The sequence below is a fragment of the Microbacterium sp. LWS13-1.2 genome, assembly GCF_040144835.1.
GTDB lineage: Bacteria > Actinomycetota > Actinomycetes > Actinomycetales > Microbacteriaceae > Microbacterium.
Genome location: NZ_CP151632.1, coordinates 1,187,964 through 1,211,155 on the forward strand (window position 1 = coordinate 1,187,964; position 23,192 = coordinate 1,211,155).

23 protein-coding genes are annotated in these 23,192 nt (G+C 71.7%); 13 read left to right on the forward strand and 10 right to left on the reverse strand.

The genetic code is table 11. The features are described 5' to 3' along the window. Positions 1–7: 7 nt before the first annotated feature. Entirely contained in the window at positions 8–490 is a 483-nt protein-coding gene (locus tag MRBLWS13_RS05735; RefSeq protein WP_349428063.1) for a YbaK/EbsC family protein, read from the reverse strand. Between the two features lie 9 nt (positions 491–499). Beyond that, the gene (locus tag MRBLWS13_RS05740) at positions 500–1,297 is read right to left on the reverse strand and encodes a methyltransferase domain-containing protein (RefSeq protein ID WP_349428064.1); all 798 of its coding nucleotides are present in this window, start codon (positions 1,295–1,297) and stop codon (positions 500–502) included. Positions 1,298–1,489: 192 nt separating this feature from the next. On the opposite strand from MRBLWS13_RS05740, the gene MRBLWS13_RS05745 reads away from it, so the two are divergent. The 3 genes from MRBLWS13_RS05745 (at position 1,490) to MRBLWS13_RS05755 (ending at position 5,389) form a co-directional block, all read left to right on the forward strand. Further along, on the forward strand, positions 1,490–2,575 hold the full coding sequence (locus MRBLWS13_RS05745; protein WP_349428065.1) for a Glu/Leu/Phe/Val dehydrogenase dimerization domain-containing protein: 1,086 nt from the start codon (positions 1,490–1,492) through the stop codon (positions 2,573–2,575). A gap of 171 nt (positions 2,576–2,746) precedes the next feature. Then, entirely contained in the window at positions 2,747–4,339 is a 1,593-nt protein-coding gene (locus tag MRBLWS13_RS05750; RefSeq protein ID WP_349428066.1) for an AMP-binding protein, read from the forward strand. A 105-nt stretch (positions 4,340–4,444) separates the two neighbouring features. Further along, a complete protein-coding gene (locus tag MRBLWS13_RS05755; protein ID WP_349428067.1) occupies positions 4,445–5,389 on the forward strand; it encodes a ZIP family metal transporter in 945 nt (314 codons plus the stop codon). Positions 5,390–5,589: 200 nt separating this feature from the next. On the opposite strand, the gene MRBLWS13_RS05760 is transcribed toward MRBLWS13_RS05755, so the two are convergent. The 3 genes from MRBLWS13_RS05760 to MRBLWS13_RS05770 all read right to left on the reverse strand — a co-directional run bounded on the left by MRBLWS13_RS05760 (position 5,590) and on the right by MRBLWS13_RS05770 (position 9,511). Next, the gene (locus tag MRBLWS13_RS05760; protein ID WP_349428068.1) at positions 5,590–6,930 is read right to left on the reverse strand and encodes a DUF222 domain-containing protein; all 1,341 of its coding nucleotides are present in this window, start codon (positions 6,928–6,930) and stop codon (positions 5,590–5,592) included. A gap of 448 nt (positions 6,931–7,378) precedes the next feature. Then, entirely contained in the window at positions 7,379–8,218 is an 840-nt protein-coding gene (locus MRBLWS13_RS05765; RefSeq protein ID WP_349428069.1) for a MerR family transcriptional regulator, read from the reverse strand. A 42-nt stretch (positions 8,219–8,260) separates the two neighbouring features. After that, positions 8,261–9,511, reverse strand: coding sequence for a glutamyl-tRNA reductase (locus MRBLWS13_RS05770; RefSeq protein WP_349428070.1), 1,251 nt, complete (start codon positions 9,509–9,511; stop codon positions 8,261–8,263). A gap of 17 nt (positions 9,512–9,528) precedes the next feature. On the opposite strand from MRBLWS13_RS05770, the gene hemE reads away from it, so the two are divergent. The 7 genes from hemE to MRBLWS13_RS05805 all read left to right on the forward strand — a co-directional run bounded on the left by hemE (position 9,529) and on the right by MRBLWS13_RS05805 (position 17,279). Then, the gene (gene hemE, locus MRBLWS13_RS05775; RefSeq protein ID WP_349428071.1) at positions 9,529–10,587 is read left to right on the forward strand and encodes a uroporphyrinogen decarboxylase; all 1,059 of its coding nucleotides are present in this window, start codon (positions 9,529–9,531) and stop codon (positions 10,585–10,587) included. After that, a complete protein-coding gene (locus MRBLWS13_RS05780; RefSeq protein ID WP_349428072.1) occupies positions 10,580–11,800 on the forward strand; it encodes an FAD-dependent oxidoreductase in 1,221 nt (406 codons plus the stop codon). The genes hemE and MRBLWS13_RS05780 overlap by 8 nt, the downstream gene beginning before the upstream one ends. Before the next feature lie 270 nt (positions 11,801–12,070). After that, on the forward strand, positions 12,071–12,754 hold the full coding sequence (hemQ, locus tag MRBLWS13_RS05785) for a hydrogen peroxide-dependent heme synthase (protein WP_349428073.1): 684 nt from the start codon (positions 12,071–12,073) through the stop codon (positions 12,752–12,754). Continuing rightward, the gene (gene hemC, locus MRBLWS13_RS05790; protein WP_349428074.1) at positions 12,751–13,668 is read left to right on the forward strand and encodes a hydroxymethylbilane synthase; all 918 of its coding nucleotides are present in this window, start codon (positions 12,751–12,753) and stop codon (positions 13,666–13,668) included. Before hemQ ends, hemC begins: the two co-directional genes overlap by 4 nt. A 47-nt stretch (positions 13,669–13,715) precedes the next feature. Further along, the gene (gene hemB / locus MRBLWS13_RS05795; protein ID WP_349428996.1) at positions 13,716–14,642 is read left to right on the forward strand and encodes a porphobilinogen synthase; all 927 of its coding nucleotides are present in this window, start codon (positions 13,716–13,718) and stop codon (positions 14,640–14,642) included. Further along, complete coding sequence (locus tag MRBLWS13_RS05800) at positions 14,639–16,216, forward strand: glutamate-1-semialdehyde 2,1-aminomutase (protein WP_349428075.1); 1,578 nt, start codon at positions 14,639–14,641, stop codon at positions 16,214–16,216. Before hemB ends, MRBLWS13_RS05800 begins: the two co-directional genes overlap by 4 nt. Before the next feature lie 148 nt (positions 16,217–16,364). Next, entirely contained in the window at positions 16,365–17,279 is a 915-nt protein-coding gene (locus MRBLWS13_RS05805) for a macro domain-containing protein (protein WP_349428076.1), read from the forward strand. A gap of 192 nt (positions 17,280–17,471) precedes the next feature. Here MRBLWS13_RS05805 and MRBLWS13_RS05810 read toward each other — a convergent pair whose 3' ends face one another. Next, a complete protein-coding gene (locus MRBLWS13_RS05810) occupies positions 17,472–18,617 on the reverse strand; it encodes a HAMP domain-containing sensor histidine kinase (RefSeq protein ID WP_349428077.1) in 1,146 nt (381 codons plus the stop codon). Continuing rightward, complete coding sequence (locus MRBLWS13_RS05815; RefSeq protein ID WP_349428078.1) at positions 18,614–19,342, reverse strand: response regulator transcription factor; 729 nt, start codon at positions 19,340–19,342, stop codon at positions 18,614–18,616. Before MRBLWS13_RS05815 ends, MRBLWS13_RS05810 begins: the two co-directional genes overlap by 4 nt. A gap of 122 nt (positions 19,343–19,464) precedes the next feature. On the opposite strand from MRBLWS13_RS05815, the gene MRBLWS13_RS05820 reads away from it, so the two are divergent. Genes MRBLWS13_RS05820 through MRBLWS13_RS05830 form a run of 3 tightly spaced genes read left to right on the forward strand, consistent with a single transcriptional unit; the run spans position 19,465 to position 21,496 of the window. Then, positions 19,465–20,127, forward strand: coding sequence for a glycosyltransferase family 2 protein (locus tag MRBLWS13_RS05820; protein ID WP_349428079.1), 663 nt, complete (start codon positions 19,465–19,467; stop codon positions 20,125–20,127). Continuing rightward, positions 20,124–20,735 carry a DUF2064 domain-containing protein gene (locus MRBLWS13_RS05825; protein WP_349428080.1) on the forward strand — a complete coding sequence of 204 codons (612 nt, stop codon included), beginning with the start codon at positions 20,124–20,126 and terminating at the stop codon, positions 20,733–20,735. The genes MRBLWS13_RS05820 and MRBLWS13_RS05825 overlap by 4 nt, the downstream gene beginning before the upstream one ends. Continuing rightward, on the forward strand, positions 20,732–21,496 hold the full coding sequence (locus MRBLWS13_RS05830) for a methyltransferase domain-containing protein (protein ID WP_349428081.1): 765 nt from the start codon (positions 20,732–20,734) through the stop codon (positions 21,494–21,496). Before MRBLWS13_RS05825 ends, MRBLWS13_RS05830 begins: the two co-directional genes overlap by 4 nt. Here MRBLWS13_RS05830 and MRBLWS13_RS05835 read toward each other — a convergent pair. The 3 genes from MRBLWS13_RS05835 to MRBLWS13_RS05845 are packed head-to-tail and all read right to left on the reverse strand — an operon-like array spanning position 21,450 to position 23,055. Continuing rightward, on the reverse strand, positions 21,450–21,878 hold the full coding sequence (locus MRBLWS13_RS05835) for a hypothetical protein (protein ID WP_349428082.1): 429 nt from the start codon (positions 21,876–21,878) through the stop codon (positions 21,450–21,452). The genes MRBLWS13_RS05830 and MRBLWS13_RS05835 overlap by 47 nt on opposite strands. Further along, complete coding sequence (locus MRBLWS13_RS05840) at positions 21,875–22,489, reverse strand: molybdopterin-dependent oxidoreductase (protein WP_349428083.1); 615 nt, start codon at positions 22,487–22,489, stop codon at positions 21,875–21,877. Before MRBLWS13_RS05840 ends, MRBLWS13_RS05835 begins: the two co-directional genes overlap by 4 nt. After that, complete coding sequence (locus MRBLWS13_RS05845; protein ID WP_349428084.1) at positions 22,486–23,055, reverse strand: hypothetical protein; 570 nt, start codon at positions 23,053–23,055, stop codon at positions 22,486–22,488. The genes MRBLWS13_RS05840 and MRBLWS13_RS05845 overlap by 4 nt, the downstream gene beginning before the upstream one ends. Between the last annotated feature and the right edge of the window lie 137 nt (positions 23,056–23,192).

Sequence of the window (23,192 nt, forward strand, 5' to 3'; positions counted from 1 at the left end):
CGGGCGCTCAGTCGACCTTGGCGACGGTGCCGTCCGTGAGGCGCACGAGCTCGTCGTACGTCATCGGGAAGACGGTGTGAGGAGTGCCCCCGGCGGCCCAGATCTCGGGGTACCCGGCGAGGTCCTCGTCGACGATGGTGCGCAGCGCCGACGGATGCCCCGTGGGGGCGACACCGCCGATCGCCTGGCCGGTGGCCTCGCGCACCTGCTCGGGCGTCGCGCGCTGGATCTTCCCGAGACCGAGGCGCTCGGCGAGCGCTGCGGTGTCGACCCGGTGCGCGCCGCTGGTCATGACAAGGAGCGGGGCGCTGTCGCAGGAGAAGACCAGGCTGTTGGCGATCGCGCCGACCTCGACTCCGAGTGCCGCGGCCGCCAGCGCAGCGGTGGATGCGGCATCCGGGAGCACGACGATATCACCGGTGATGCCGACGGCACGGATCGCATCGTGGACGAGACGGCTGCGGGCGGGAAGCGAGGCGGGCGTCGTCATCGGATCAGCCTAACGACGCGGCCCGCGGGCGAGGATCTCGCCGTGCGGCATCAGCAGCCAGCCGTCGTCCGCCGCGGCCCACTCCCGCCAACCCGCCGAGATGCGCTGCAGCTGCGCGTCGTCGGCGCCCGTCGCCCGGGCCGAGTCGGCGAACGCGGACTGCAGCACGCGGTCGGCCCACATCCCGCCCCACCAGGCGCGGTCGAACGCGTCCTCGAACAGCCACAGCGACGCGGTGACGCGGATGTCGGTGAGACCGGCCTCGCGCGCCCACGCCTTGAGGCGGCGACCGGCGGCGGGCTCACCGGCGACGCTGCGATGGGTCGTGAGGTAGAGCGCGAGCCATTCGTCGAGCGCCGGGATGAGCGGATACCAGATCACGCCCTCGTAGTCGACGTCGCGCGCGGCCACGAGTCCGTCCGGTCCGGCGACGCGGCCGAGCTCGCGCAGCATGTCGACCGGCCGGTCGACATGCTGCAGCACCTGATGGGCGTGCACGACGTCGAATTCGCCGTCCTCATACGGCAGGGCGTAGGCGTCGCCCACCTCGAACGACAGGCCGGGAGCCGTGTGATCGGCGGCCGCCTGTGCGACGACGTCGGTCGAGGCATCCGTCCCGACGACGCGTCCGGGCGCCACGATGGTCGCGAGGTCCGCAGTGATCGAGCCCGGTCCGCTCCCCACGTCGAGCACCGAGACGCCGGGCCGCAGGTGCGGCAGCAGGTAGGCGGCGGAGTTCTCGGCGGTGCGCCAGCGGTGCGACCGCAAGACGCTCTCGTGGTGACCGTGGGTGTAGGCGTCTGGCATCCATCGATGCTATCGACGGCGCGCACTCTGCTGACACCTGCGCAGCATGCTGCGAATCGACCGCGCATTCTGCCCACCCGCCGCCGGCAGGCTTGAACAATCCGACGAATCGGTGTCCAATGAGGGTGGATACCGCAACGCCGCGGCGTCCGCAGCGCACTGCCCACGAGGCCCGCCGAAGGAAGTATCGCGATGACGCACACTGTGCCCACACTGCCCCTCCCCGATTTCGCACACGAGCGGGTGGAGGTGATCACCGGACGGCGCAGCGGCCTGTTCATCACCGTCGCCCTGCACTCGTCCGTGCTCGGCTCGGCTCTCGGCGGCGCACGCCTGTGGACGTATCCGCACTGGAGCGACGCGCTCGGCGACGCGCTGCGGCTGTCGGCCGCCATGACGCTCAAGAACGCCGCGGCCGGCCTCGACGCGGGTGGCGGCAAGTCCGTCATAGCCCTGCCGCCCGGCACGACCCTCGACGCCGACCGGCGTCGCGCCGCCTTCCTCGACCTCGGCGACGCGGTCGAATCGCTGCACGGCCTCTACCGCACCGCCGAGGACGTGGGCTCGACGACCGACGACATGCTCGTCGTCAGCGAGCGCACCGAGCACGTCGTCGGACTGCCCGACGCGGTGGGCGGTTCGGGCGAGCCCGCCGGGCCCACGAGCCTCGGCGTCTACGAGTCCCTCCGCGCGACGCTCGAGCGCGTCGCCGGAACCGCCGACATCGAGGGTCGCCGCATCACCATCTCGGGTCTCGGACAGGTGGGCAGCCGTCTCGCCGTGCGCCTGTCGGCCGAGGGCGCGCGCCTCACGGTGACCGACGTCAACCCCGCGAAACGCGATCTGGCGGCCGAGCTGGGTGCCGACTGGGTCAGCCCGGGCGAGGAGCACCTCGTGCCCGCCGATGTGTTCGTGCCGGCCGGCATCGGCGGCCTGCTCACGGATGAGGTCATCGACGCGCTCGACGCGAAGGCCGTGTGCGGACCCGCGAACAATCCGCTCGCCGATCACAGCGGCGCGGGGCGACTGGCCGGTCGCGGCATCCTGTACGCCCCCGACTTCGTGGTCAACGCCGGTGGTGTGATCTACCTCGATCTCGAGGCGAAGCATCTCGGCACCCGCACCGAGATCATGGAGCGTGTCGGGCAGATCGGCGACACCGTGCGCCGGATCTTCGACGAAGCAGAATCTCGCGGGGTCACGCCGCTCGAGGCGGCCGAGGGTCTGGCCGCCGAGCGGCTCGCCGCGGGTGGCCGTCAACCCGCTCTCGCCCGTTGACACCGGCTCCACCCTGCCCGCTGCGGCGCGGCCGGGTGGACTGGGCTGACACTGCGTTCCACACCTCGCGGAATCGCGTCCCAGAATCCGCGGTCGGGGTGGCATGATGGTCGCACGGCGCGGCCCTGGCCCGTCCACGGCGACTCACGCCGCCCGATCAAAGGAGATCCGGTGTTCACCAGCCCCCAACCTGATGTCGAGATCCCCGAGCTCAGCATCTACGACTACCTCTTCGCGAGCCTGACGGACGAGGATCTGGGGCGCGTCGCGCTCATCGATCCGGCCACCGGCGCCGAGACCACGTACGGCGCTCTGCGCGGGCAGATCGACCTGTTCGCGGGCGCCCTCGCGGCCCGTGGCGTCGAGGTCCACACGGTCGTCGGCCTGTTGTGCCCGAACGTCCCGGCGTTCGCGACGGTCTTCCACGGCATCCTGCGTGCGGGTGCGACCGTGACGACCGTGAACTCGCTCTATACGGCGGGCGAGATCGAGAAGCAGCTGAGGGATGCCGGGGCGACGTGGCTCATCACCGTCAGCCCGCTGCTCCCCCAGGCCGCGACCGCCGCCGAGGCGGTCGGCATCCCGCACGAGCGCGTCATCGTGCTCGACGGCGCCGCGGGGCACCCGAACCTGCGTCAACTGCTCTCCGAGGGGGCGCCGGCTCCCGAGGTGTCGTTCGACCCCGCAACGCATGTCGCCGTGCTGCCCTACTCGTCGGGCACGACCGGCATCCCGAAGGGCGTGATGCTCTCGCATCGCAACCTCGTCGCGAACGTCGCGCAGTGCCGCGTGGCGCTCGACCTCAGTGAGAACGACCGCGTGCTGGCGGTGCTGCCGTTCTTCCACATCTATGGCATGACGGTGCTGCTCAACCTCGCGCTGCGTCAGCGGGCGAGTCTCGTGACGATGCCGAAGTTCGACCTCGTCGAGTTCCTCACGAACATTCAGAAGTTCCAGTGCACCTACCTGTACATCGCGCCGCCGATCGCGGTGGCGCTGGCCAAGCATCCGATCGTCGACCAGTTCGACATCTCGAGCGTGCACACGGTGTTCTCGGGGGCCGCTCCCTTGGATGGCGAGACAGCCGAGACCGCGGGTCGTCGCATCAACTCCCGCATGATGCAGGGGTATGGCATGAGCGAGCTGAGCCCGGTCTCGCACGCGATGCCCACCGATCGCTACGACATCCCGGTGAGCTCGGTCGGCGTGATGCTGCCGAACACGCTCAACAAGCTCATCGACACCGAGACGGGTGAGGAGATCACCGAGGTCGGCGCCGACGGCGTGACGAAGCCCGGCGAGCTCTGGGTCAAGGGACCGAACGTGATGCTCGGCTACCTCAACCAGCCCGAGGCGACGGCCGAGACGCTCGATGCCGACGGCTACCTCCACACCGGCGACATCGCGGTGTACCACGACGGCGGATACTTCTCGATCGTCGATCGGGTGAAGGAGCTCATCAAGTACAAGGGCTACCAGATCGCCCCGGCCGAGCTCGAGGCACTGCTTCTCAGTCACCCGAAGGTGATGGATGCCGCGGTCATCGGCGTGCTGGACGAGGACAAGCAGGAGATTCCCAAGGCCTTCATCGTGCCCGCGCCCGACTCGGGGCTCACCGAGGACGAGGTCATGGCGTTCGTCGCGGAGCAGGTGGCCCCGCACAAGAAGATCCGTCGCGTCGAGTTCATCGAGGCGATCCCCAAGTCGAGCTCCGGCAAGATCCTCCGCAAGGACCTGCGAGCCCGGGAGGCCGCGACCGTCTGAGTCGGTCCGGGGTTCTTTGCTTCTCCGTTCTTCGGCTGGGCGAGCGCGTGGCGTGCGTTCGTCGCGCCTCGCTCGTTCGACGATCGCGGTGACTAGGTTGGCGCCATGGATGGCGTATGGCTTGCAGCGCTGAGCGGTCTTATCGCGGGTGGGACGCTTCTCGTCGGTGCTGCGGTCGCCTGGTTCGTCGACATCCCGCAACGCCTCGTCGCAGGCATCATGGCGCTCGGCGCGGGGGTGCTCATCTCGACGCTCGCGTTCGAACTCGTCGAGGAGGCCGCCGACGACGGCGGGCTGGTCCCGACGACCGTCGGATTCCTCGGCGGCGCGATCCTCTACATCGTCGCGGATCAGCTGGTCTCCCGCCCCCGGAAGCACAAGCCGGGTTCTCCGGGAGAGGGCGGTGCCGCAGGCCGTCCGCAGACGAACGACGCGACAGGGGGCGACGCGACAGCCGACGCGACAGCGGGCGACGCGACAGCCGACGCGACAGCGGCCAACGCGACGACCGGCGCGCGAGCGACCGCCGCGCCCGCGGTGAGCCCTGCGCCCTCGCGCGGTGCATCCCTGAGCGAGCTGCCCGCGAACATCGTGGCGCGGCGCGCTGCCGGGGCCGCGGGCAGCGCGGGCGTCGTGATCGCCATCGGCGCCTTGATCGACGGCATCCCGGAGTCGATCGTGATGGGGTTGTCGGTTCTGCAGGGCGGGATCAGCATCCCCATCGTCGCGGCGATCGCGATCAGCAACATTCCCGAGGGCCTGGGGTCGACGGCGGCTCTGAAGCGCGGCGGCCGTCACGGCCGTTTCGTCGCGCTGCTGTGGCTCGGGATCGCCCTGGTGACGGTCGTCGCATCGGTTTCCGGTTATATGCTGTTCCAGTCAGCGTCCCCGGATCTCATCGCGCTGATCACCACGATCGCCGCCGGCGGCCTGCTGGCCATGGTCTGCAACACGATGATTCCCGAGGCGTTCGACGAGCAGCACGCGCTCACGGGCCTCTGGGCGACGATCGGGTTCCTCGGCGCCTTCCTCCTCCACGAGCTCGCCTGACCCGGCGAGACGCCGGAAGGACCGATGGTCGTCGAAGCGCCGGCAACCACCGAGACGCCGAACGCCGGTTAGGACCGATGGGCGTGGACCCCGACCGATGGACGACGAAACGGGCGAGGCCCGATTCGCATCGAACCCCATCGGCGAACCGCTTGGCCGACCAGGCCGTGCCGCTCCGAACCGGAAGCTCATGCTCGGGGTCAGAACGGCGCGCCGTGGGCGCTCGCTGGATGGCCGGCGAGCTCACGTCCGCCGCCCGCGACGGTGAAGGTGGGCACCCTGCGCTCCGGCGCCACGACGTACCGCCGCCCGGTGGGCGAGGTCCACTCGACAGCCCCGCCGCTGCCATCGATCTGCTGCACGTCCCAGCCGCCGTGATGCTTCACGGTGTGATGGCCTTTGCAGAGTGGCGCGAGGTTGTCGAGGCTCGTTTCGCCGTCGTCGCGACTCCATGCCATCTGGTGGTCGACCTCGCATCGCGAGGCGGGCATGCCGCATCCCGGTCCCATGCATCGATCGGCTCGCCACTTCACCAGCTTTCGCAGGGCCGGTGGCGGCGAATACTGTGCACGCCCCACCGAGAGGACCATGCCGGTCTCCGGATGCGTGAGCACCCGCATCCACTTCGCATCGCCGCCGCACAGCTCGCGGGCGCGCGAGAGCGGGATCGGTCCGACGCCCTCGACGACCGGAGCGTCTCCCGCCGCACCCGCGTTGTCGTCCAGAAGCGACAGCGCCGGAACCGTCACGACCACCGACGCCCGGATACCGGACGCCGCGCCAGGAAGGTGCGTCGTCGTACCGTCGATGAGCAGGTCGGAGACCACATCGGCGCGGATCTGGTCCAGCGTGCGCGTCTCACCCTCGGTGGTCTTGATCACTTTCGCCATCGCCGTGACCCGGCCGTCGATCGCCTGCAGCTCCACGAGAGGCGCGTGCAGGAGCAGAAGGCCCATACCGTCAGTGCCGGCTTCGACCGCGATACACCGACCGGCGACCGCTGACGCGTATCGCTCCTCGAGCGTCTTGGTCTCGACCCGCGCGATCAGATCGCGCAGACGACGCCGGAACGTCCCGACCGGTTCTGCCTCGGCCAACGCCACCGCGCGGTCCACGATGTCGGCACGCAGCTCCGGCATCACCTGGTCCAGGAGGTCGACGAGGATCTCAGCGTGCTTCTCCGTGATCCGCGCCTGGCCGAGAGCATCCAACGCGCCGGAGTAGCGGTTCACCAGGGCATCGGCCTGCAGAAGCAGACGACCCGCCGCGTACTCGGTGATGCGCATGGCGGCCGACAGCTCGAGTCGGATGGAGCGCTCCGCCACGTCGATCGCACCGCTACCAAGACCGACGATGAGCGCGAGTTCTTCGCGACGCAGCGCCTCGATCCGGCGAAGTCGCTCCGCGGCGAAAACCGACAGCATGGTCGCGGTCTCCAGCACCAGGTCCACAGCGTCCGGCACCGGAGGGATGAAGTCGTCGACGTCGTCCTCCCAGCGCGCCGCCACTATGCGGGGTGCTGACAACGGAGGGTGAGTCACGACTCCAGTTTAGAACATAGTTTCGATTCACGCAACGATCATTTGAGTCGGACTTCGGCGCGACAGGGGCCTCGGACGGCGGTCCATGCGCGGGAGTGACAATGGATCCCGCTCGGCCGCTTCGGGCATGACAGCCATCCGCGACGACTCCCGGTCATCGACGAGCTGCCCCCGAACTCGTGTGTGTCGTTCTGGTTCACGCCGAAAGGACACCGACGTTCGCCCGACGACGACGAGCAGACCGGCGCCGATGATCGATGCGAGCGTCTGCGGCAGGTCGACCAGGTCGTTCGCGGCGGCGCCGGTGCGTCCCTGCAGCGCGCGGACGCAGCATCCGCTCAGCGGTCACCGTGGGGCGGTCATGGCTGCACTCACGGCGACGGGGCCGTCGCGCGCTCGCCGGCGTTCGGTCGTCGCGAAGATGGTGCCCGGCAGCGCGACGTTTGCGTCAATCCCTCTCTACGGGAACCTGCAGTTCGGTGATCCAGTCCGACTGAGGGATATCGGGCTCGGCGACGAGATAGACCTCGCGGCACGGGCCGACCATGCGGTAGCCGTCGTCGATGAGGCCGGTCATCAAGAGACTGTACGACTCGCCGATGCTGGGCATGTCTCCGCGGTGCGTGACGACCGCGGCGAGCGGCACGGCGGGGAGCTCCACGACGTCGTAGCCCTCCCCCGGCTGCGGCACGTCGTCGGCGGTGAACGAGACGTGCACGCCGAGCTCCTCCGAGCCCTCGACGTCTTCGTACCAGAAGATGCCGGGCTCGATCAGATCGCGACCCGCGGCACGGAGGGCAGCGGTCAGGCACCCCAGCAGCGGGTCGATGACCGGCGACACGTTCTCGGGGCCCGCGCCCGGCGCGCGCCCCTCGACGGCGTAGACGGTGACAGGGTCGATGGGGCGGTATTCGATGGGTGCGGACATGGCGTCCACGTCTCCTTCCAAAGCGCGGAGGCGCTCGCCGATCAGGGCGATCCGTGCGGTGTCGACGGCGACGGATGCCTCGAGCTCGGCGCCGCGGCGGACGAGGAGCGGGAGCAGCGCCCCCCGCTCGTCGTCGGCCCCGAGCACGACTGCGATGTCGTCCAGCCCGCAGCCCAGCTGACGCAGCTCGACGATGCGCAGCAGGTCGCGGAGCTGCCCCGTCTCGTAATACCGGTAGCCGCTGCGGTCGTCGACCCGCGCGGGCTGAAGCAGCCCGATCGCGTCATAGTGCCGCAGCATCCGCACGCTCACGCGCCCGAAGGCGGCGAACTCTCCGATGGTGTACATGGTGGAGCCCATGCTCGACCCTGACACAGCGTGAGGGTCAACCGGAACGGCGGATCAGGCCGATGCCGACCAGGCCTGGCCGTCGGCCTGACCGCTGTCGTCGTCGACCGCGAGTCCGTGGAGGGTCTCGAGCGCCGCGGTGACCTCGTCGAGGCGGCCCTCGACCGCGAGTTCGCGGATGCGGACCGACGGACGGTGCAGCAGCACCCCGGCGAGGTGGCGCAACGCAGCCTCGGTGTCGTCGCCGGCGCCGCGTGCGCGCGCGCGGGCGATCTCCTGCTCGACGATGCCCAGCACCTCTGTGCGCAGGGTCGTGATCGCCGGCCCGGCAAGGCGGTCGGCGTGGAACTCGGTCGCCGCATCCCCGACGATCGCCCGCGCGTCGGCGTGCGCGCTGAACTCCTGCAGCGGCGCGTGCAGGCGGATGGTCTCGAGGTCCAGCAGCTCGACCGCCTCGACGGCGCCCACGGCGGGGTCGACATTGCGCGGAAGACCGAGGTCGATCACGAGCAGCCGGTGTCCGGGCACGAAGGCATCGGCGTGCACCACGGCGTCGGCGGTGCAGGTGATGACGACGTTCGCCTCGGCGGCGGCGGCGGCGAAGTCCGACACCGGGATGAGCCCGTGCTGCGTCGCGAACGCCTGCGCACGACCCGACGGGGAGAAGACGTGGATGTCGCCGGCGCCGCGGGCGCGCAGTGCGTCGACGGTGCGGGCGGCGTAGCGTCCCGTGCCGACGAGCACAACGCGGGCGGCGGCCCAGTCGGAGACGCGGCTGGAGGCGAGCTCGAGGGCGAGGCGTACGAGCGAACGGTGCGCGCCACGCAACTGCGTGCGGTTGCGCACGCCGCGGCTCGTGTGGGTCGCCTTCTGGAACAGGCGCTCCAGCTCACTGCTCGTCATGCCGTCGGCGCGCGCGGCGTCGAGGGCGCGGCGCACCTGGCCCGAGATCTCGTCCTCACCGACGACCATCGACTCGAGGCCGCTGGTGACGGCGAACAGGTGGGCGGCAGCATCCGCTCCCTGGTGCACCGCGACAGACGCACGCAGCAGGTCGACGGAGACGCCGGACGCCTCGGCCATCGCCTCGACGACCGACTCCACCGCGACGGCCTCGCCGCCGGTGAGCGGCTCGTCGATGTCGAGATATGCCTCGAACCGGTTGCACGTCGCGAGCACGACCGCGCCGGAGACGAAGAGCTCGTCATCCACGAGAGCGCGCGTCGCCGTGGGCGCTCCCACAGAGAGACGCTCCAAGATGTCGAGGCTCGCGTTCCGATGGTTCGCGGTCAGACAGAGGAGCACAGACCTAATCTTAACGTGTGTCTTTGCATGACTCTCACCCTTCCGTTCTTCAGAGAAACGATCCCGCTCCGCTGATACGTGCGTATCGCGGTGAGCGGCCGACCAGGACGCCGGTGTGGTTCATGCGCCAGGCGGGGCGCTCCCTGCCCGAATACCGCGAGCTGCGGGTGGGCACCGACATGCTCGACGCCTGTCTGAACCCCGAGCTCGCCAGCGAGATCACGCTGCAGCCCGTGCGCCGTCACGGCGTCGACGCGGGCATCTTCTTCAGCGACATCGTGATCCCGGTGCGCCTGTCGGGCGTCGACGTGCGCATCGTCGCCGGGCGCGGTCCAGTTCTCGCGAACCCGGTGAGGACGGCGGCGGATGTCGCGGCCCTGCCTCCACTGGACCCCGAAGCGCTCGCGCCCATCCGTGAAGCGGTCGCCCTCACCGTCGCGGAACTGGGCTCGACGCCGCTCATCGGCTTCGCGGGCGCCCCCTACACGCTGGCGTCGTACCTCGTCGAGGGCGGACCGTCGAAGGAGCAGCTCAAGACCCGCGCGCTCATGCACTCCGACCCAGAGACCTGGTCGGCGCTGCTGACGTGGTGCGCCGAGATCACCGGCGCGTTCCTCGCCGCGCAGATCGAGGCGGGTGCGTCCGCCGGGCAGCTCTTCGACTCGTGGGCGGGCTCCCTCAGCCTCTCCGATTACACCCGTCACGTCGCGCCCTTCTCGGCACGCGCCCTGGAGCCGGTGCGTGAGCTGGGCGTGCCGCTCGTGCACTTCGGCGTCGGCACCGGCGAGCTGCTCGCCGCGATGCGCGACGTCGGCGTGGACACGATCGGCGTCGACTGGCGCCTGCCGCTCGACGAGGCCGTCCGACGCGTCGGCCCCGACGTGTCGGTGCAGGGCAACATCGACCCGGCGTTGCTGCGCGCCCCCTGGCCGGTGCTCGAGGCCCACATCGTCGATGTGCTGGAGCGCGGCCGTGCGGCCCGTGCCCACGTGCTGAACCTCGGCCACGGCGTCCCGCCCGACACCGACCCGACCGTACTGACGCGCATCGTGGAGTTCGTCCACGCGCATGGCTGAGCCCTCCTCCGCCGGGCGCTTCTCGGTCGTCGGCGGCGGCGTCGCGGGCCTGGTCGTCGCCCGCCGGCTCGCGGCGTCGGGCGCGGCGGTCACCCTGTTCGAGGCATCCGATCGCCTCGGCGGAACGGTGGCGCGGCACGACGTCGGCGGGATCGCGTTGGATGCCGGCGCCGAGAGCTTCGCCGTCCGCGGCGGGGCCGTCGCGGCCCTACTGGCGGAGCTCGGCCTCGCCGACGACATCGTGGCTCCCGCGCCGGGACCGGCGTGGCTCCAGCCCGCGATCGGCGACGCAGTGCCGCTGCCGGCGACCGCGCTGCTCGGCATCCCGTCCGACCCCCTCGCCGACGACGTGGTGCGCGTGATCGGCAGACCCGCCGCGGAGCGGGCAGTCGGGCTCGACGCTCGCCCGCTGGGAACGGTGCCGTCGACACTCGGCGCCCTCGTCCGCGAGCGCTACGGCGACGACATGCTCGACCTGCTCGTGGCACCCGTGGTGCACGGCGTGCACTCGCAGCATCCCGACGAGCTGCCCGTCACCCGCGCGCATCCCGGGCTCCCCGACGCCCTCACGAGCGCCGGATCGCTCGGCGGCGCCGTCGCGCAGCTGCGCGCCGCCGCTCCCCCGGGCGCGGCGGTCGCCGGCATCCGCGGGGGTGTCAACCGCGTCGTGCCGGCACTCGCCGAGGATCTCGCGCGCCTCGGCGGCGACATCCGCCTCCGCACCCCCGTCGACGACCTCGCGACGCTCGACGGAACGGTGGTCGTCGCGGCGCCCAGCCTCGCGGCGCCCGCCGCCCCAGGGCGACGCATCGACCTCGTGACTCTCGTCGTGGAGCAGGACGAACTGGATGCCGCACCCCGCGGCACCGGGCTGCTCGTCGCCGCAGGAGCACCGGTGGGCGCGCGCGCCCTGACCCACGCCACAGCGAAGTGGGCGTGGCTGCGGGACGCCGCCGCCGGCCGCCACGTGCTCCGTCTGTCGTACGACGCCACCCCCGCCGATCCCGTCGCCGCCGCGCGCGCCGACGCCGAGACGCTCCTCGGCGTGCCGCTGCCGGTGGTCGTCGACGCCGCACACGTCTCGTGGGTGCGGCCCGCCGCCGCGACTGCGCCCGCCGGGCTGACCGTCGTCGGCGAGACCGTCGCCGGGTCGGGCCTCGCCGGCCTCATCGCCCATGCCGAGCGCACCGCCGCCAGCCTGCTCGCCCGCTGAGCCCCCCGCCGGCCTGCGGAGCCCGCCGCCGCCCCGCCCGCCCGCTGAGCCCGCCGCCGGCCTGCTCGCCCGTTGAGCCCCCCGCCGCCCCGCCCGCGCCGTCACCGGATCAGGTGATCTCACGGGTGCAGGACGATTCGCAGCGAAACGTCCTGCACCCGCCGCATCACCTGATCTCGTGACACGCGGCGCGCGGGCTCACGGCAGACGGCGGATGCCGGGAACGGCGCCACCGGAAACGCTCCGCGCGAGGAGTGAAAGGATAGGAGCATGACCGATGTCTCGGCGAGCCCCCCCACGGAAACCCTCGGCTACACCATGTGGGCTGTGTTCCGACGCGATCCCCAGCGCCCTGCGCCGGCCGGCGATCTGACGGCCGCGGTCGCCGAGGTCGAGGCATCCGGAGTCACCGTCCGCGGGTTCTACGACGTCTCGGGCCTGCGCGCCGACGCCGACCTCATGATCTGGCTCACCGGCATCGGTGTCGCGCCCGAGGTCCTGCAGTCCGCCCTGCGGACGCTGCGCCGCGCCGAACCGCTCGCCTCGCTCGTGCCGGTGTGGAACGCGATGGGCGTGCACCGCGACGCCGAGTTCACCGCCAGCCACCTGCCCGCATTCATGCGCGACAAGGACCCCGAGACGTGGCTCACCGTGTACCCGTTCGTGCGCTCGTACGACTGGTACATCCTGCCCGACGAGGAGCGCCGCCAGATGCTCGCCGACCACGGCCGCAAGGGTGCGGCGCACCGCAGCGTGCTGAGCAACACCGTGGCGTCGTTCGCCCTCGGCGACTACGAGTGGATCCTCGCGCTCGAGGCTCCCGAGCTCGTCGAGCTGGTCGACCTCATGCGTGACCTCCGTCAGACCGAGGCGCGCCGCCACGTGCGCGAGGAGGTGCCGTTCTACACCGGCCGCCGCATCGGACTCGACGAGATCTCCGAGGTGCTCTCGTGACCACCCTGCGCATCGGCACCCGCGGCAGCACGCTCGCGCTCGCGCAGACGGGCATGGTCGCGGACGACCTGGCCGACGCGACGGGCGTCACCACCGAGCTCGTCACGATCACCACCGACGGCGACCGCTCGAACGAGCCGCTCTCCCGCGCCGGCGGCACGGGGCTCTTCACCGGAGCGCTGCGCGACGCGCTGCTGGCCGGGCAGTGCGACGTCATCGTGCACTCGCTCAAGGACCTCCCGACCGCACGGCACGACCAGCTCGTCGTCGCCGCGATCCCGGCACGGGAAGACCCCCGCGACGCCCTCTGCGCGCGCGACGGGCTCACCCTCGCCACGCTCCCCGCCGGCGCACGGGTGGGCACCGGCTCGCCCCGGCGCATGGCCCAGCTGCGCGCGCGACGTCCCGATCTCGAGGTCGTCGACATCCGCGGCAACGTCGACACCCGCCTCGGCAAAGTGGCCGGCGGAGAGCTGGATGCCGTCATCCTCGCCGCCGCGGGCCTGCGCCGCATCGGCCGCACCGAGGTCGTGACCGACTACCTCGACGCCGACTCCTGGCCGACCGCCCCCGGCCAGGGCGCCCTAGCGATCGAGGTGCGCCGCGGCGAGGAGGACCTCGTCAGCGCGCTCGACCACGCCGAGACCCGTGCTGCGGTGGAGGCCGAGCGCGAAGTCCTCGCTCTGCTCGAGGCCGGATGCTCCGCGCCCGTCGGCGCGCGCGCCGTCGTCGACGCGGGACTCCTGCTGCTGTCGGCACGCGTGTACAGCCTCGACGGCGCCACCGCCCTGACCTCCTCCCATGCCACCACGTGGCCCGAGGACGAGGGCGACCCGCCGCGGGAGGTCGCGGCATCCGTCGCCCGTGAACTGCTCGACGCCGGCGCCGCCGGCCTGACGGGAGAACGCCCGTGACGTACGCCCCGACTGACCGCCCCCGCCGCCTGCGCTCCACCCCGGCGATGCGGCGGCTCGTCGCCGAGACGCGGCTGCACCCGGCCGAGCTGATCCTCCCGATGTTCGTGCGCGAAGGCGCTGCCGAGCCTGTGCCGATCTCCTCGATGCCGGGGGTCGTGCAGCACACGACCGAGAGCCTGAAGAAGGCGGTGACGGATGCCGCGACCGCCGGCATCGGCGGCATCATGCTGTTCGGCGTGCCCGAGCACAAGGACGCCACGGGCTCCGGTGCGACCGATCCCGACGGCATCCTGAACGTCGCCACCCGCATCGCGGCCGCCGAGGCCGGCGACGCGCTCGTCGTGCAGACCGACCTCTGCCTCGACGAGTTCACGGACCACGGCCACTGCGGCGTGCTCGATGGGAACGGCTACGTCGACAACGACGCCACGCTCGAGCGCTACCGCGACATGGGCGTGGCGCAGGCCGAGGCGGGCTCGCAGCTGCTGGGCCTCTCGGGCATGATGGACGGCCAGGTCGCCGCCGTGCGCGATGCGCTCGATGACGCCGGCCATGCGAACACCCCGATCCTGGGCTACGCCGCCAAGTACGCCTCCGCCTTCTACGGCCCCTTCCGCGAGGCGGTGCAGTCGTCGCTCGAGGGCGACCGCCGCACGTACCAGCAGGACCCCGCGAACCGCCGCGAGGGCGCGCGCGAGCTCGACCTCGACCTCGCCGAGGGCGCCGACATCGTGATGGTCAAGCCCGCGATGAGCTACCTCGACGTGCTGTCGGATGCCGCGGCCACGAGCCCCGTCCCCGTCTGGGCGTACCAGGTGTCGGGCGAGTACGCGATGATCGAGGCCGCCGCGGCGAACGGCTGGATCGACCGGCGGCGTGCGATCGAGGAGTCGGTGATCGGCATCCGCCGCGCCGGTGCCGACGCCGTGCTCACCTACTGGGCTCTCGAACTCGCGGAGTGGATCCGATGACGACCAACGCACAGGAATTCGCCCGCGCCCGCGGTGCCATGCCCGGCGGGGTGAACTCGCCGGTGCGCGCGTTCGGCTCCGTGCACGAGACCCCCCGCTTCTTCGTGTCGGCGTCGGGTCCGTATGTGACCGACGTCGAGGGCCGCGAGTACGTCGATCTCGTCGGCTCGTGGGGTCCGGCGATCCTCGGGCACGCGCATCCCGCCGTCGTGAAGGCGGTGCAGGATGCCGCGGCCCACGGCCTCGGCTTCGGCGCGAGCACACCGAGCGAGACCGAGCTGGCCGAGCTCATCGCCGGCCGCGTCACCCGCCCCTCCCCGGTCGTTAAGCGAGCGAGGAACGAGCGAGACGAAACGCGCCCCACCAACCCCCCGGTCGTTGAGCGAGCGAGGAACGAGCGAGACGAAACGCGCCCCACCAACCCCCCGGTCGTTGAGCGAGCGAGGAACGAGCCAGACGAAACGCGCCCCTCCAACCCCCCGGTCGTTGAGCGAGCGAGGAACGAGCGAGACGAAACGCGCCGAACCGACGCGAACTCGCCGGTTCACGACGCTTCGTCTCATTTCGCTCGCTCGACCGGTATGCGCCCGATCGAGCGCGTGCGCCTGGTGTCGACCGGCACCGAGGCGACGATGACCGCGATCCGCCTCGCGCGCGGCGCGACCGGGCGCGACCTGATCGTGAAGTTCGCGGGGCACTACCACGGCCACTCCGACGGCCTCCTGGCCGAGGCCGGATCGGGCGTCGCCACGTTGGCGATGCCGGGCTCGGCGGGCGTTCCCGCCCCCATCGCCGCGCAGACGCTCGTGATCCGCTACAACGAGCTCGACGCGGTGCGCGAGGTGTTCGCCGCCCGCGGGGACGACATCGCCGCTGTGATCGTCGAGGCCGCACCCGCGAACATGGGCATCGTGCCGCCGGCGCACGGCTTCAACGCCGCCCTCGCCGACATCGCCCACGCGCACGGCGCGCTGCTGATCCTCGACGAGGTGCTGACCGGCTTCCGCGTGGGACCCGCCGGCTGGTACGGCATCGACCCCGTGCCCTTCACCCCCGACCTCATCACGTTCGGCAAGGTCGTCGGCGGCGGGCTGCCGCTCGCCGCACTCGGCGGCTCCGCGGCGCTCATGGAGCTGCTCGCCCCGCTCGGGCCGGTGTACCAGGCCGGCACGCTGAGCGGCAATCCGCTCGCCGTCGCGGCCGGCCGCGCCACCCTCGACCACCTCGACGCGGACGCTTACGCCCGCATCGACGCCGCTGCGACGACGATCGCGGATGCCGCGGCATCCGCCCTCTCCGAAGCCGGCGTGACGCACGTGGTGCAGCGCTCGGGCAACCTGTTCTCGATCCAGTTCGCGGCGACGCCGCCCGTCGACTACGACACCGTGAAGGCGCAGGAGGCGTACCGCTACGCGCCGTTCTTCCGCGCCATGCTCGCGCAGGGCGTCTCGCTGCCGCCGTCGGTGTTCGAGGCGTGGTTCGTCTCGTCCGCCCACGACGACGCCGCGGTGGCACGGATCATCGACGCGCTGCCGGCCGCCGCCCGGGCCGCGGCCGAGGCTCGACCCGACTGACGCCGTCGGGAGGCTGACATCGTCGCTTGCCGGGAACAGGTGATCCGGCGGACACAGGATGGCCGGCGCCGAGACCTCCGGTATGCGCCGAATCGCCTGATCTGGGCAGCAGGGCAGAGCGTCCGGGCCGCTGACGCATGATGGAGCCATGACCACGCTCGTCGCCGTCCATGGAGACATCACCGCCCAGACGACGGATGCCGTCGTCAATGCCGCGAACAACGCCATGCGCGGCGGTGGCGGCGTCGACGGAGCGATCCACCGGGCCGGCGGACCCGAGATCCTGCGGGACTGCATCGCCCGCTTCCCGGACGGGCTCGGCACCGGGGACGCCGGCTGGACCACCGCCGGCGCCCTGCCGGCACGCTGGGTCGTGCACACGGTGGGTCCGAACTTCGGCGCCGGGCAGCGCGATCGCGGACTCCTGGAGTCCTGCTACCGCCGCTCGCTCGCGGTCGCCGCCGAGGTGGGCGCGCGAAGCGTCTCCTTCCCGCTCATCAGCGCCGGCATCTACGCGTGGCCTCGACGCGCCGCCATCACCACCGCCATCGACGCGATCGCCGCCGCGCACCCCGCCGTGGACGAGGTGCGGCTCGTCGCGCACGATGAGTCCGCGCATCACGAGATCGCGTCGGCGCTGCTCATGACGACCTCGGTGCGCATCCTGCAGGGCGTGCGTGAACTGCACCGACGGGGCTTCCACCGGCTCCGAGTGTCGCCGGGCCTCGCCCCCTCCGGCATGTACCACCGGATCGTGCTGACGGATGCCGCCGACCCGGACGCGACGATCCACTACACGTCGGGCGCCGAGACCGAGTTCGCCGGTGGCACCGTCGACGCGATGTCGACGCCGGGCGATGTCGCCGAGCTCATCCTGCGGGCTCTCCCCCGCCTCGCTGCGACGCACGACGCAACCGAGTACGCCGCATGGTTCGCGGGCCTGCTCGCGGCGGTCGAACCGGAGCACGCGCTGCCGGTCTCGTTCGCGGACTACTTCGACGACAGCGCCGGCTGGGAGATCGGCTGGGGCAGCGGCCTGCGGTATCCAGCGCCGCCCGACTGACCCTCCCGATCGTTCGGGGGTCATGATACGCGGCTTGCGCACGCCCGCACCCACCATTCGCGACTCCTGAACAATCCACCCGCTCGGTCGGGGGTCACGACACGCGGCTTCCGCACGACCGAATCCACCATTCGCGACCCTCGAACGCGCCGCCACCCCGGAACCCCCGTCCAACCCGAGTCGCCGGCGACGTCAGACGGCGGCTGCCACCTGCGGCAGGATGACGTCGAACCGGCAGCCGCCCGGCACGTTGCGGGCCGAGATGTCGCCCTCGTGCGCCTTGACGATGCCGTGCGCGATCGCCAGTCCCAGACCGGAACCACCCGCCTGCGGTGTCGGAGCGGGCGTGCGTGACGCGTCCGACCGCCACCCGGCGAGGAAGATCTTCGGCAGGTCGGCGTCCGCGATACCGCCTCCCGCATCGACAACCGACAGCATCGCGGTCCCGTCATCCATGCCACGAGTGGTGACGGAGATGACGCTGCCCGGCGGTGAGTGCTGGATGGCGTTGATGAGGAGGTTGCTCACGACCCGCGCCAACTCGCGCGCGTCGCCCACGACCGCGAGGTCGGGACGGGGCGATTCCTTGATCGTGATGTTGTGGGCGGCGGCCAGCACCCGCAGCTCGGCGACGGCGTCGCTGACCAGGTCGTACAGGGACACCGGCTCCATGGCGAGCGACAGACGACCGGATTGGATCTTCGACAGTTCGAAGAGCTCGTCCACCAGCGCCGAGAGGTGGTCCACCTGCGTGCGCATCTGACGGTGGAAGCGCTCGGGATCGTCTGCCAGCCCGTCCTCCAGCGCCTCCGCCATGGCGCGCAGTCCGGCGAGCGGAGTGCGCAGATCGTGCGAGATCCACGCAACGAGTTCGCGCCGCGAGGTGTCGAGGGCGTCGACCTCGGCACGCGCCTCCTCGAGCCGGCGTCCGGTGCGCGCCAGCTCGCCCTGCAGGGTCGCGAGCTCGGATCGATCGAAGGATGCCGGCGGCTCGACCTGTGCGCCGTCGCCGATGTCGCGGGCGTAGCGCTGCAGCCGGGCGCTCTGCCGCGTGAAGGTGCGTCCGAGCACCACGGCGCCGCCGAGCGACACGAGCGTGGCGCTGGCGGACACCCAGATGCCCACGAGCAGGTCGTGCGGCGACAGGTACATCGCCTGCGCGACGGCGATCATGCCGCTCGTGACCGAGAGCATCGCCGTCAGCACCACGATCAGCACCTGTACCAAGAGCGGCGATCGGCGGGCGATGCGCAGCGCGATCAGCCCCAGCGCGCCGACCACGACGGCGCAGAGCAGCGCGATGCCGACGATGGCAGCCAAGTCGGCGAGGGGGATCATTCGGTCTCCTCGGGCTCGAAGCGGTAGCCCACGCCCCAGACGGTGCGCAACCGGCGCGGGCGGGCGGGATCGTCCTCGATCTTCTCGCGCAGCCGACGCATCGTGACGGTGACGGTGGACAGATCGCCGAACTCCCATCCCCACACCGCGCGCAGCAGCTCCTCGCGTGTGAACACGCGGCGCGGATGCTTGAGCAGGAACGAGAACAGGTCGAACTCACGGGTCGACAGCGCGAGCGGCTGCCCGTCCCGAGCGACGATACGCGCCGACGGATCGAGGTGGAAGGGGCCGATGTCGAACGGCGCCTCCGGAGCGAACTCGGTGAGACTGCGGCGCATCACCGCCTGCACCCGCAGCACCAGCTCCCGCGGTGAGAACGGTTTCGTGATGTAGTCGTCGGCGCCTGCCTCCAGCCCGCCCACGCGGTCCTCGGGCGCGCCCAGAGCGGTGAGGAGGATCACCGGGATGTCAGCCGCCTGTCGGATCCGACGGCACACCTCGGCGCCGTCGATGCCCGGCAGCATCCGGTCGAGCACGACCAAGTCGGGCGCGCGCTCGGCGATCGCGTCGAGCGCCGCGAAGCCGTCGGTTGCGACGTCGACGATGAAGCCGGCGGCCTCGAGATACGTCTCGACGACCTCGCGCACAGTCGGATCGTCCTCGACGACCAGCACGCGCCGATCGGCCAGGTCGGCCAGGGGCTGTGCCGTCCGCGGGGTGGACATGTGGCCAGAATAAGCCGCCCACCTCGGTGGGAGGCTGCCAGGCACCCGTTCCGGGCCGGTTGTCCGCGCTTCGTAATCCTTTGAGCGCGCTCGCATGCCGCCCTCGCGCCTACCGTCGGGGCATGGCCGCTGGAGTCGACGTCATCTTCCCGTGTCTCAACGAGGCGCGGGCGCTGCCGGGCGTGCTCGCGGCCCTGCCGAGCGGCATGCGCGCGATCGTCGTCGACAACGGGTCGACCGACGGATCTGCCGAGATCGCCGCTGTACGCGGCGCCGTCGTCGTCACCGAGTCGCGACGCGGATTCGGCTCCGCGGCCCATGCCGGGCTGCTCTCCGCCACGGCGCCGATCGTCGCCTTCTGCGACGCCGACGGATCGTTCGACTCCGCGGAGCTCGCCCGCGTCGTCGCGCCCGTCACCGCCGGCGACGCCGACCTCGTGCTGGGGCGCCGGCGCGCCCAGCGGAACTCGTGGCCGCTGCACGCGCGCATCGCCAACGCCTTCCTGGCCGCGCGGCTGCGGGCGTTCACCCCGGCGAGCCTCCACGATCTGGGGCCGATGCGCGCCGCGCGCCGCGAAGCGCTCCTCGACCTCGACCTGCGCGACCGGCGGAGCGGCTACCCCCTCGAGATGGTGCTCCGCGCCGCACGCCGGCAGTGGCGCATCGCCGAGGTCGACGTCAGCTATCGCCCGCGCATCGGGCGATCCAAGGTCACCGGCACCGTGCGCGGGACGGCGACGGCGATCGCCGACATGTCGCGGGTGCTGCGCGAGGAGGCGCGATGACCACCGTCGTGGTGATGGCCAAGGAGTGCCGTCCCGGCCGCGTGAAGACCCGGCTGCACCCGCCGTTCACCCTCGAGGAGGCGGCGCGCATCGCCGAGGCGAGCCTCGGCGACACGATCGCGACCGTCACCTCGCTGCCGGTCGACCGGCGCGTGCTGTGCCTCGACGGCGACACCGCTCCACTGATGCCGACGGGGTGGGAGGTGCACGCACAGACCGCGGGAGGCCTCGACGAACGGATCGCTGCGGCCCTCGATGCCTGCACGGGTCCGACGCTGCTCGTCGGCATGGACACGCCCCAACTGCGACCCTCCGACCTGGCCCTCCTGACCGACTGGCCGGACGACGTCGACGCATGGCTGGGCCCGGCGTCCGACGGTGGCTACTGGGCTCTCGCACTCCGCGAACCGCACGGCGATGTGGTCCGCGGAGTACCGATGTCACGCGGCGATACCGGCGCCGAGCAGCGTCGGCGACTGCGCGCCGCCGGCCTCCGCGTCGGCATGCTGCCCGTGCTCACCGACATCGACGACGTCGCCGCGCTGCGCGCCGTCGAGCCATTCCTGGCGGACGGGCATCTGGCACGAGTGCTGCGGGAGACCGCATGAGCGGCGCCGCGGCGCAGGCCGACGTCTTCGGCGAGCACTACGAGCGCGCGCTGCGCACGCCGACGGGTCCTCTGCTGCTCCGCGAGGCGGCATCCTCCGACGGCACCCGGCACGATCTCGACCGCTACCTCGGCGAGGCCGACGAGGTCGAGGTGCGGCTCACCCGCGATCTGCCCGCGCCGGTGCTCGACGTCGGGTGCGGGCCGGGCCGGATGGTGCGCGCGGCGCGCGAGGCGGGACTGTCTGCCCTCGGTGTGGATGTCTCGGCGACGGCAGCTCGGATCGCCCGGCGCCGCGGCATCCCGGTGTGGCACGGTTCGGTCTTCGACGCGCTGCCGGCCGAGGGCGCGTGGGGTACCGCACTGCTGCTCGACGGCAACATCGGGATCGGGGGCGATCCGCTCGCCCTGCTGGTGCGCTGTCGGGCCCTCGTGCGGCCGGACGGGCGGGTCATCGTGGAGACCCACACCGACTCCCGGCGCGATCGCCGCTTCTACGGCGTGCTCGCCGATGCCGACGGCACGGCAGCCGGCGAGCCGTTCCCCTGGGCCGAGCTGGGTCGGCGACCGCTCCGGCGCTGGTCGCGCGAGGCGGGACTCGTCCTCGTGCGCGAGTGGAGTGCGCGAGGACGGACGTTCGCGGAGTACGCCCGGCCGGCGCAGAGCTCCACGCAGCCACTCAGCACGGCGCAGCCGCTCAGCGCCGCGCCGCCACTCAGCCGCGCTCAGTCGCGGAGCGTCGCCGGCAGATTCTCCAGGTGACGAGCACGACGAGCGCTACCGCGGCCCACACGATCACCAGGCGCAACGCGTAGTCGCCGACGAGGATCGTCGGGTTCGCCGACCCTCTCCCCTGCACCCAGATCTCGGGCAGCACGAACAGCGAGAGCACCGCCCCCGTCACGAACGCGATCTGACCGACCGCCGACACCACCTGCGCGCGGTCGCCGGCATCGCGCCACCACCGTGCACGCAGCGCCGACATCGCCGGAGCGAGGATCGCGTCGTGCACGACGACGACCGCGGCCAGCCACACGGCGAGCGCGAGCAGCAGCGACGGTGAGAGGGCGGTGATCAGCAGCACCACGCCGTACCCGGCGAGGCCGATCCCCGCGGCGATGACCGCGACCCTGGCGAATCTCACGGCGGCAGCTCCTCGATCCGGGACAGCCATTTCGTCTGCAGGACGCCAGGGCGCCCGGGCGCGATGATGCGGGCCGGATAGCCGTGATCGATGTCGAGCGGGGCGCCGTTGACCTCGAGGGCCACGAGCGTGAGCGGGTCCCACGCGTAGTGCGGGGGCATCGTCGTCGTCCGGTACGCACCCCGCTGCTGGAGGCTCTCGAGCCGGATCGTGTGAGCGGGGTCGACGCCGACAGCCGTCAGCAGATCGCTCAGCCGTACTCCCCGCCACTCGGCCGTCGTGCTCCACCCCTCGACGCACGCGATCGGCAGCACGGCCTCGGTCTGCGGCATCCGTGACAGCTCCTCGCGTCCGTACACGCGTCGCCCGTCACCCGCACTGCGCACTTCGAGCGACCAGGCAGGATCGAGCGCCCGCTCCGAGACCTCCGCCTGGGCGGCGGTGCGGTTGACGGGGAGCGCCTGCGGCCCTTGCCCCTTCACCCGCGGCGCGAAGAGATTGAGCGGCGCCAGCACGTCGAACGACTGGCCCGCTGTCAGGGCGACCAGCGCCGTGGCGGACACGCCCACCCCGGCGAGGAAGACCCGCCGCTCCATGTCGGCGGGCGTCATGTCGGATCCTGCGGCGCCGCCTCGCGTCGCCAGTGCCGCGCGATGAGTGGCAGCTTGATGCCGAGATGGACGGCGATCGCGCCCACGACCACCCACGACAGCCCCCAGTGGGTGCGCGGGAACGAGAAGGGCCATGGATACCACTGGAACGTGTTCAAGACGCCCATGACCAGCTGCAGCAGGCTCGCCGATACCAGGATCGCAACGGATCCTCGCTCGACCACGTCGACGAGCGACCGTACCGGCGGCCAGGCGAAGAGCCGCGGGTACACGACCCAGAGCTTGGCCAGCACGAGGGGCAGCAGCGCGGTTCCCACCGTGACGTGCAGGCCCTGCGTCCACGCGTAGAGGTCGACGGGGCGCGTGGGCAACGGCAGCCAGTCGAGCGGATGCTGCTGCAGGTGGCTGTACACCCCCGTGAGGAAGCACACCGCGAAGCCGACCCCGACCACCCTGCCGAGCACCACCGCGGAGCGCGGCGTGCGCTCCGGCGCGTCGAGAGCGCGACGGATGCCGACAGCACGATGCTCGAGCACAGTGCCGAGCCGCTGCGTGAACCCCGTCATGCCGCTCAGTGTCCCCCGCAGGCGCGACGCGTGTCCGCAGCATCCGCTTACGAAGCGGAGACAACGCCGTCACTCCGTCACCGAACCGTAAGGTTCCACCCTGCCGGAGACCGGCATCGTCTTGTCAAGCTGGGGGC

Coding starts and splice junctions, on each gene's coding strand:
- MRBLWS13_RS05735 (WP_349428063.1), bottom strand. CDS start 490: ATGACGACGCCCGCCTCGCTTCCCGCCCGCAGCCGTCTCGTCCACGAT.
- MRBLWS13_RS05740 (WP_349428064.1), bottom strand. CDS start 1,297: ATGCCAGACGCCTACACCCACGGTCACCACGAGAGCGTCTTGCGGTCG.
- MRBLWS13_RS05745 (WP_349428065.1), top strand. CDS start 1,490: ATGACGCACACTGTGCCCACACTGCCCCTCCCCGATTTCGCACACGAG.
- MRBLWS13_RS05755 (WP_349428067.1), top strand. CDS start 4,445: ATGGATGGCGTATGGCTTGCAGCGCTGAGCGGTCTTATCGCGGGTGGG.
- MRBLWS13_RS05765 (WP_349428069.1), bottom strand. CDS start 8,218: ATGGGCTCCACCATGTACACCATCGGAGAGTTCGCCGCCTTCGGGCGC.
- MRBLWS13_RS05780 (WP_349428072.1), top strand. CDS start 10,580: ATGGCTGAGCCCTCCTCCGCCGGGCGCTTCTCGGTCGTCGGCGGCGGC.
- hemQ (WP_349428073.1), top strand. CDS start 12,071: ATGACCGATGTCTCGGCGAGCCCCCCCACGGAAACCCTCGGCTACACC.
- hemB (WP_349428996.1), top strand. CDS start 13,716: ATGCGGCGGCTCGTCGCCGAGACGCGGCTGCACCCGGCCGAGCTGATC.
- MRBLWS13_RS05800 (WP_349428075.1), top strand. CDS start 14,639: ATGACGACCAACGCACAGGAATTCGCCCGCGCCCGCGGTGCCATGCCC.
- MRBLWS13_RS05805 (WP_349428076.1), top strand. CDS start 16,365: ATGACCACGCTCGTCGCCGTCCATGGAGACATCACCGCCCAGACGACG.
- MRBLWS13_RS05810 (WP_349428077.1), bottom strand. CDS start 18,617: ATGATCCCCCTCGCCGACTTGGCTGCCATCGTCGGCATCGCGCTGCTC.
- MRBLWS13_RS05815 (WP_349428078.1), bottom strand. CDS start 19,342: ATGTCCACCCCGCGGACGGCACAGCCCCTGGCCGACCTGGCCGATCGG.
- MRBLWS13_RS05820 (WP_349428079.1), top strand. CDS start 19,465: ATGGCCGCTGGAGTCGACGTCATCTTCCCGTGTCTCAACGAGGCGCGG.
- MRBLWS13_RS05825 (WP_349428080.1), top strand. CDS start 20,124: ATGACCACCGTCGTGGTGATGGCCAAGGAGTGCCGTCCCGGCCGCGTG.
- MRBLWS13_RS05830 (WP_349428081.1), top strand. CDS start 20,732: ATGAGCGGCGCCGCGGCGCAGGCCGACGTCTTCGGCGAGCACTACGAG.
- MRBLWS13_RS05840 (WP_349428083.1), bottom strand. CDS start 22,489: ATGACGCCCGCCGACATGGAGCGGCGGGTCTTCCTCGCCGGGGTGGGC.
- MRBLWS13_RS05845 (WP_349428084.1), bottom strand. CDS start 23,055: ATGACGGGGTTCACGCAGCGGCTCGGCACTGTGCTCGAGCATCGTGCT.